Origin of the sequence: Xanthobacter autotrophicus, assembly GCF_030015065.1 — a bacterium.
Lineage (GTDB): Bacteria > Pseudomonadota > Alphaproteobacteria > Rhizobiales > Xanthobacteraceae > Xanthobacter > Xanthobacter autotrophicus_D.
Genome location: NZ_JAIVFN010000162.1, coordinates 1 through 7,295, shown reverse-complemented (window position 1 = coordinate 7,295; position 7,295 = coordinate 1). Strand labels below are relative to the sequence as shown.

Annotated in this window: 7 protein-coding genes and 1 pseudogene; all 8 read right to left on the bottom strand. The window is 69.2% G+C overall.

What is annotated here, in order from left to right:
* Positions 1-793 (bottom strand): annotated as a pseudogene (locus tag K9U40_RS21055) (glucose-6-phosphate isomerase); the annotation flags it as partial.
* Positions 794-990: 197 nt separating this feature from the next.
* Positions 991-1,698 (bottom strand): 6-phosphogluconolactonase, encoded by a 708-nt coding sequence (gene pgl, locus K9U40_RS21050; protein ID WP_282892074.1) that lies wholly within the window; start codon positions 1,696-1,698, stop codon positions 991-993.
* A gap of 99 nt (positions 1,699-1,797) precedes the next feature.
* Positions 1,798-3,273: a glucose-6-phosphate dehydrogenase gene (gene zwf, locus K9U40_RS21045; RefSeq protein ID WP_282892073.1), complete on the bottom strand. Its 1,476-nt coding sequence runs from the start codon at positions 3,271-3,273 to the stop codon at positions 1,798-1,800.
* 513 nt (positions 3,274-3,786) lie between these two features.
* Complete coding sequence (rpsU, locus tag K9U40_RS21040) at positions 3,787-4,017, bottom strand: 30S ribosomal protein S21 (protein WP_012113273.1); 231 nt, start codon at positions 4,015-4,017, stop codon at positions 3,787-3,789.
* A gap of 204 nt (positions 4,018-4,221) precedes the next feature.
* Positions 4,222-4,446 (bottom strand): hypothetical protein, encoded by a 225-nt coding sequence (locus K9U40_RS21035; RefSeq protein ID WP_282892072.1) that lies wholly within the window; start codon positions 4,444-4,446, stop codon positions 4,222-4,224.
* Between the two features lie 173 nt (positions 4,447-4,619).
* Positions 4,620-5,729 (bottom strand): 5-(carboxyamino)imidazole ribonucleotide synthase, encoded by a 1,110-nt coding sequence (locus K9U40_RS21030; protein ID WP_282892071.1) that lies wholly within the window; start codon positions 5,727-5,729, stop codon positions 4,620-4,622.
* Positions 5,730-5,732: 3 nt separating this feature from the next.
* Complete coding sequence (gene purE / locus K9U40_RS21025; RefSeq protein ID WP_282892070.1) at positions 5,733-6,215, bottom strand: 5-(carboxyamino)imidazole ribonucleotide mutase; 483 nt, start codon at positions 6,213-6,215, stop codon at positions 5,733-5,735.
* Between the two features lie 136 nt (positions 6,216-6,351).
* The gene (locus K9U40_RS21020) at positions 6,352-7,293 is read right to left on the bottom strand and encodes a lipid A biosynthesis lauroyl acyltransferase (RefSeq protein WP_282892069.1); all 942 of its coding nucleotides are present in this window, start codon (positions 7,291-7,293) and stop codon (positions 6,352-6,354) included.
* Between the last annotated feature and the right edge of the window lie 2 nt (positions 7,294-7,295).

Here is a 7,295-nt window from a genome sequence, read left to right as displayed (position 1 = left end):
CGCCCACCCAGTCCCAGAAGCCGAAGGTGCGCTCGGCCGGGATGCCGAAGGCCCCCACCTTGTCGAGCGCGGTGGAGACAGCGGCGAAATGGGCGCCCACGGCCTCCTCCCCCAGCGCATTCACGATGAAGGCGCGGGCGGTCGAGGCATTGCACATGGTCTCCACCGTGGTGAAGGTCTTGGAGGCCACGATGAACAAAGTGGTGGCGGGGTCGAGCCCCTTCAGCACGTCGGTGATGTGGGCGCCGTCCACGTTGGAGACGAAATGGCAGCGCGGCCCGTCGTGATAGGGGGCCAGCGCCAGCGTCACCATGGCCGGGCCGAGGTCCGAGCCGCCGATGCCGATATTCACCACGTCGGTGATGACGCCGCCCCGCGCGCCCGCGATGCGGCCCTCGCGCACGCCCGCGGCGAAATCGCCGAGGCGCGCCAGCGTCTCCACCACGCCGGGCTTCACGTCGATGCCGTCCACCTGGATGGTCTCGCTCGCCTGGTCGCGCAGGGCCGTGTGCAGCACCGCGCGGTCCTCGGTGAGGTTGATGTGGTCGCCGGCGAACATGGCATCGCGCTGCGCCTCGACCCCGCCGGCCCGGGCGAGGGCGAAAAGCTGCTTCAGGATGCCGTCCGAGATGGCGGTCTTGGAGAAGTCGAGGATGAGGTCGCCGTAGGCGACGGAAAAGCGCTCGAACCGGTCCGGTATCGCGAACAGGTCGAGGATCCGCCCCTCGCGGGTCTCCCAGGCGGTGGCGAGGGCCTTGAAGGCGGTGTCGGTCGCGAGGGTATTGGACGTCATGGGTGCGAAATCTCCGTCAGACCCTGTTGGGGAAATGGATGCAGGTTCGCATGAAGAAGGTGCGACAAGGGCAAAAGGCGCCCTTTGGCGTCATGAGCAAAGGTGGCTTCCTGCTCCACGATGACAACGCTCTCTAAACTCAAGAAAGAGAACGCGTTGTCCGATCAGCTTGCGATGCAGGCAGATCGGCGCGTTCTCTAGGGACACCAGAGTACGTCGAGAGGGACGCGGACCGCGTTCAGCACGGCGCGGATGGGCATTTCCGCCACCGCCCCGCCGGCCGCCGCCCGCTCCAGCACCGCGCGCTTGCCCGCGCCCTCGATGTGCAGCAGGAGCAGGTCGGCCGCGATGAGCGGCGGCAAGGTGAAGGTGATGCGCGGTTCACCCGCCCCGTCGGCCCGCACCGCGATGAGGGGGGCCGTGCCGGCCGGATCGACGGCGGCGGCAAGCGCATCGGCGCCGGGGAAGAAGGAGGCCGTGTGCCCGTCATCGCCCATGCCCAGCACCACGGCGGCGAACGGCGCGGGCAGGGCGGCGACCGCTGCCTCCGCGGCTGCGAGCCCCTCTTCCGGCGTGGCGGCTCCGGTGAAGAGCGGCACGAATCGCGCTGCCGCAGCCGGGCCCTTCAAGAGGTGGCGCCGCACCAGCGCGGCGTTGGACCGCTCCGAGGTTTCCGGCACCCAGCGCTCGTCCACCAGGGTCACGGCAATGCGGCTCCAGTCCAGGGGCGCACCGGAGAGGGTCTCGAAGAAGCGCGTCGGCGTGCGGCCGCCCGAGACGGCAAGGCTCGCCGCGCCGTCGCGGGCAAGGCGGGCGCGCAGCGCCTCCGCCACATGCGCCGCCAGGGCGCGGGCGAGGGCGGCGGGATCGTCATAGGCTGCGAGGGCGAATGCAGGTGTCGTCATCGGACCTTCGGGCTCGTGCAAGTCTGGTTCGTGCAAATCGGATTCGGAAAAACGCGGATTCGAGGCAACTCGGGTTCTGGCCGGCCGGGCGTGGCGGGCTCAGGCGTCGTCGGTCCAGGTTCGCCCGTCGCGCTCGATGAGGGCGATGGCGGCGGCGGGGCCCCAGGTGCCGGCGGTGTAGGGTCTGGGCGCCTCGCGGGACGTGCGCCAGGCGTCCAGGATCGGATCGATCCAGCGCCAGGCGGCCTCCACCTCGTCGCGGCGCATGAACAGGGTCTGGTTGCCGCGCACCACGTCCATGATGAGGCGCTCGTAGGCGTCGGGGTTGCGCACGCCGAACACGCTGGCGAAGCTCATGTCGAGGGGCACATGCTGGAGCCGCATGCCGCCGGGACCGGGGTCCTTGATCATCAGCCACAGCTTTACGCCCTCGTCGGGCTGGAGGCGCATGACGAGGCGGTTGGGCATGATGGGGCCTGCCTGCCCGTCGAATACCGAATGGGGGATAGGCCGGAACGCCACGACGATCTCCGATACCCGCGAGGCCAGCCTCTTGCCGGTGCGCAGGTAGAAGGGCACGCCCGACCAGCGCCAGTTGCCGATCTGCGCCTTCAGCGCCACGAAGGTCTCGGTGTCCGAGGCGCCGGAGCCCAGCTCCTCCAGATAGCCCGGCACCGCCCCGCCCGCCGAGGCCCCGGCGCGGTACTGGCCGCGCACCGTGAGCTGGCCGGCATTGGCCTCGGTGATGGGTTCGAGGGCCTTGAGCACCTTCAGCTTCTCGTCGCGCACTGCGTCGGCGTCCAGCGACACCGGCGGCTCCATGGCCACGAGGCAGAGCAATTGGAGAATGTGGTTCTGCACCATGTCGCGCAGGGCGCCGGCGGTGTCATAATAGCCGGCGCGGCCGGCGGTGCCGATGCTCTCGGCCACGGTGATCTGCACATGGTCGATGTGGGCATTGTTCCACACCGGCTCGAACAGGGCATTGGCGAAGCGCAGCGCCATCAGGTTCTGCACCGTCTCCTTGCCCAGATAGTGGTCGATGCGGAACACCGCCTCCTCGCGGAAGACCTTGCCCACGGCGGCATTCACCGTCAGCGCCGAGGCGAGGTCCTTGCCCACCGGCTTCTCGACCACGACGCGGGTCAGGTCGGTGACGAGACCATGGGAGCCGATACGCGCGCAGATGGGGTCGAACAGGTCCGGCCCCACGGCGAGATACAGCACCCGCACGCGATCTCGCCCCTTTTCGAGGAGCCGGGCGAGATCCGCCCAGCCGGCGTCGGACTGGGCGTCCACCGCCACATAGTCGAGCCGGGCGAGGAAACGGGACAGGCGGGCGGGGCGGGCTTCCTCGATGCCGTCGGAGGTCTCCACCGCTTCGCGGGCGAAGTCCTGGAACGCCGCGCGGGCCATGGGGCGCCGGGACACGCCGATGATGCGGGCCTCGTCGGGCATCTGGCCGGCGAGATCGCGCTCGAACAGGGCCGGCAGCAGCTTGCGCCGCGCCAGATCGCCGGTGGCGCCGAACACGATGATGTCGAAAGGTTCAACCTCGACCACCCGCGCAACCATCCACCTCTCCCCCGAATGCGGCGCATGGCGTTTCCCAGGCCGGCTCCGGCCGCCGCATCCGCCGACCGTGCCCCGCTTCGCAGCACAGCGCGCACTCTAGAGCGCGATCCGATCAGATTGAATCCATCTGATCGGGGAATCGCCCTCTAAATTCAAGAAAGAGAACGCGCTGTCCGATCAGCTTGCATCGCCGTCAGGGCGCACATCGCCTTGTCCGGCCCGATGGAGAGACGGCGGACCGATCGCCGCTGCGCGCGGGGCAAGGCAAGCTCGGCACAGGACGTGAGAAAGGGGATTTCAGTGAGCCGGGCGCGGGGCGGGAAGGGCCCTGACGCAGAGTCCTGGCTTTGCCCAGGGGGCACGAGGCCGATGCGGGACAGGCAGGCCGGGGAGCGCGAGACGGGGCAGCCGGACAAGCGAAATCCGCGCGTGTGGGCACGCGCGGTGGCGATGGCTCGACAGGAAAGGTGCGGGCGCCAGGCCGGTTCAAGCCGGCTGGTGCTCAGCCCGGCTTCAGCGCGTGGGGCGCGGCTTGGAGGGGATGAGACCCTCGCGCTGGGCGCGCTTGCGGGCGAGCTTGCGGGCGCGGCGGATGGCCTCGGCCTCCTCGCGGGCGCGCTTCTCGGACGGCTTCTCGTAGTGGCCACGCAGCTTCATCTCGCGGAAGATCCCCTCGCGCTGCATCTTCTTCTTGAGCGCCTTGAGGGCCTGATCAACATTGTTGTCGCGGACGAGAACTTGCACGTGTTTACCTCTTCGAGCTGTTGCGCCGAGCCCAGCAAGCCGTGATCTGGCCAACCTGATCTGAATACCCGGACCGGGGAAGCACGAGCCTTTCGCCCGACTTCAGCTCATCCGGAAGGAGTGCTCTCTTATCAGAAGCCCTGCAGCTTGTCCACACGCCCGATGCCGGGAGGAAACGCGGCGGGGCCTTGCGCCGGCTCATCTTCAGGCGGGCAGGATCATGATCCGGCCGGCCTGCCGCTGCGCCTCGCGGCAAAGTGCGTCCAGCTCCGACCGGATCTCGGAATCGGTGAAGCAGTTGGCGGCCTCGCGGATGCCTTGCATGAAGCGCAGCTCGATCTGGATCAGGCGCCAGCTGCCATAGCGGCCCGAGCGGGCCATGTGCCGCGCGAGATCGCGCAGCCACTGTGAGAAGCGTTCGTTGGCCACCGGATTCCCCCGAAACCGTATGGTATTATGGTAGCTCTCTTGAGCTTTGCAGCTATGCCCGAAGCCCGCGGTCGCGTCGCCATGGCGATTCGCCTCAGGTCTCCGAAGATCATGTGGAGAATGGTAAAATAATCACGCCGGATGACGGCGCGATGACGGCACCGCCAAGGGTTTCAGCACCCCTCGCCGGGAATGTTGGCGCACGTCTCCGGATCGCGGCCCACCCGCACCACGTGGCCCATCTTGCGGCCGGCGCGGGCCTCATCCTTGCCGTAGAGATGGACATGGGTTCCCGGCTCGGCGAGCAGGGCGTGCCAGTCATGCACGTCGGCGCCGATGAGGTTGGTCATCTGGGCCCGGCCGAGGCGGGAGACCTCTCCCAGCGGCCAGCCGGCGATGGCGCGCACATGCTGCTCGAACTGGGAGGTCACTGCGCCATCCTGGGTCCAGTGCCCGCTATTGTGCACGCGCGGGGCGATCTCGTTGACGATCACCCGCTCGGAGGCTCCGCATCCCACCACGAACAGCTCCACCGCGAACACGCCCTCATAATCGAGCGCATCGCCGATGGCGCGGGCGATGGCGCGGGCCTGGGCGGCCGCGCCGGCAGACAGGGTGGCGGGCACGGTGGAGGTGTGCAGGATGTGCTCGCGATGCACGTTCTCGGTCACGTCGAAGGCCTGGAAGGCGCCGTCCGCCCGCCGCGCCGCCACCACCGAGACCTCGCGCACGAAAGCGACGAAGCCTTCCAGGATGGCGCTCTGCCGGCCCAGCGCATGCCAGGCGGCGGTGAGGTCCTCATCCGGGCGGATCATCACCTGGCCCTTGCCGTCATAGCCGAAGCGCCGCGTCTTCAGCACCGCCGGCAGGCCGAGCGCCGCAACCCCCGCCTCGAGGCCGGCGAGGTCGTCCACGGCGGCGAAGGGGGCGGTCTCGATGCCGAGGTCGCGCACGAAGCTCTTTTCCGCCAGCCGGTCCTGGGTGATGGCGAGGGCCTTCGCCCCCGGCCTCAGGGGCACGCGGGCGGCGAGGAACTCGGCGGTGGCCAGCGGCACGTTCTCGAATTCATAGGTCACCACGTCCACGCCCGCCGCGAAGCGCTCCAGCGCCGCGAAGTCGTCATAGGGCGCGCAGACGTGGCTCTCGCTCACATGAAAGGCGGGGCTGTCCTTGTCGGGGCACAGGATGCGGGTCTTCAAGCCGAGCTCCGCCGCCGCGAGCGCGATCATGCGGCCGAGCTGGCCGCCGCCGAGAATGCCGATGACGCTTCCGGGCTTCAGCATGGCTCAGGCCGGCCGTTCCGCCACCGCCCCGGTGCGTGCCGCGCGCCAGGCCTCGAGCCGCTGGGACAAGGCCGGGTCCGCCAGCGCCAGCACGGACGCGGCCAATAGCGCCGCATTGGTCGCGCCGGCGACGCCGATGGCGAGCGTGCCCACGGGCACGCCGGCCGGCATCTGGACGATGGAATAAAGACTGTCGAGGCCGGACAGGGCTTTGGACTGCACCGGCACGCCGAAGACGGGCAAGGTGGTGAGTGCCGCCACCATGCCGGGCAGGTGGGCCGCGCCGCCCGCGCCGGCGATGATCACCTTGAAGCCGTCCGCTTTCGCGCTGCGGGCAAAGTCGTACATGCGCTCGGGCGTCCGATGGGCGGAGACGATGCGGGCCTCGTGCGGGATCTTCAGCGCTTCCAGCGTCTCGGCCGCGTGGCGCATGGTGTCCCAATCGGACTGGCTGCCCATGATGACGGCAACGTCAGCCGTGCTCATCCCTCAAGACCCCATAAAACGGAAAGCGCGGCTTTATAGGATCGCCGCAGCCGGGGCAAGGGGATTGGGGGTGTTTGCCCGCCGAAGAAGGCGGCCTCCCTCCGCCGCCTGCGGAGAGGGCTTTCACCGCCGCCCCTCAGCGCCACCTGCGGTGGAGCCAGAGCCACTGGTCGGGATATTCGCGCACCCAGCCCTCGATCACGCAGGTGACGGCCTGCATGGCGCCGATCACGTCGATCTTGCCCTCGCCGTCGCGGGGGAGGACGATTTCTTCCGTGATCTCCACCCGGAAGCGCGCGCCGGGCAGGCGGATGACGCGCATGCCGTGCACCGGGCAGTCGAACTGCCGGGCGAGGCGGGCCAGCGTCGGGTTGGTTGCGCAGGGCCGGCCGAAGAAGGTCACTTCCGGCCCGCCGGTCCAGTACTGGTCGATCAGCATGCCCAGATGCTGTCCCTCGGCCAGCATGCGCGCCATCTGGCGGCCGGCGTCTCGGCCGGCGCGGATGAGGCCCGGCATGGTGCCGGCACGCATCTCCTCGATGAGGGCGGCGGCGCGCCTGTTGTTGGGCGCGCGATAGAGCACGCCCCCCGGCACATCGAACTTGGCGCCGGCGATGGCGCACATTTCCCAATTGCCGGTATGGGCGGTGAAGAACAGGGCAGGGCGCCCATCGTCGCGCAGGCGCTGGAAGATCTCGGCGCCCACCACTTCCACGCGACCTTCACCAGGCTTTGTGGGGTCGTAGTCCCACAGGCGGTCCTGCTGGGCGAATTCGGCGGCGAGCCGGCCCATGTTGGCCCAGACCCCGCGCACCAGGGCGCCGATCTCGGCCGTGCTTTTTTCGGGATAGGCGGCGGCGAGGTTGCGCCGCGCCACCTTGCTCACGGCAAAGAAGGGGCCGAACGTGCGCGCCCAGAAGGCCATGCCCCCGGCGGAGAGCCAGAGCGGCCACAGGCGCAGCCACCAGATGGAGAAGCGCACATAGCCGCCCACCAGCATCTCCACCACCGGCTGCAGCGCCAGGCGCAGCCGGAAGAGCAGGCGGCGGACGGAGTGGGGGCTGTCTCTTATACACAGCT

Bases quoted from the DNA above. Each gene is read 5' to 3' on its own strand.
- pgl (WP_282892074.1), bottom strand. From the start codon at position 1,698: ATGACGACACCTGCATTCGCCCTCGCAGCCTATGACGATCCCGCCGCC.
- zwf (WP_282892073.1), bottom strand. From the start codon at position 3,273: ATGGTTGCGCGGGTGGTCGAGGTTGAACCTTTCGACATCATCGTGTTC.
- K9U40_RS21030 (WP_282892071.1), bottom strand. From the start codon at position 5,729: ATGCTGAAGCCCGGAAGCGTCATCGGCATTCTCGGCGGCGGCCAGCTC.
- purE (WP_282892070.1), bottom strand. From the start codon at position 6,215: ATGAGCACGGCTGACGTTGCCGTCATCATGGGCAGCCAGTCCGATTGG.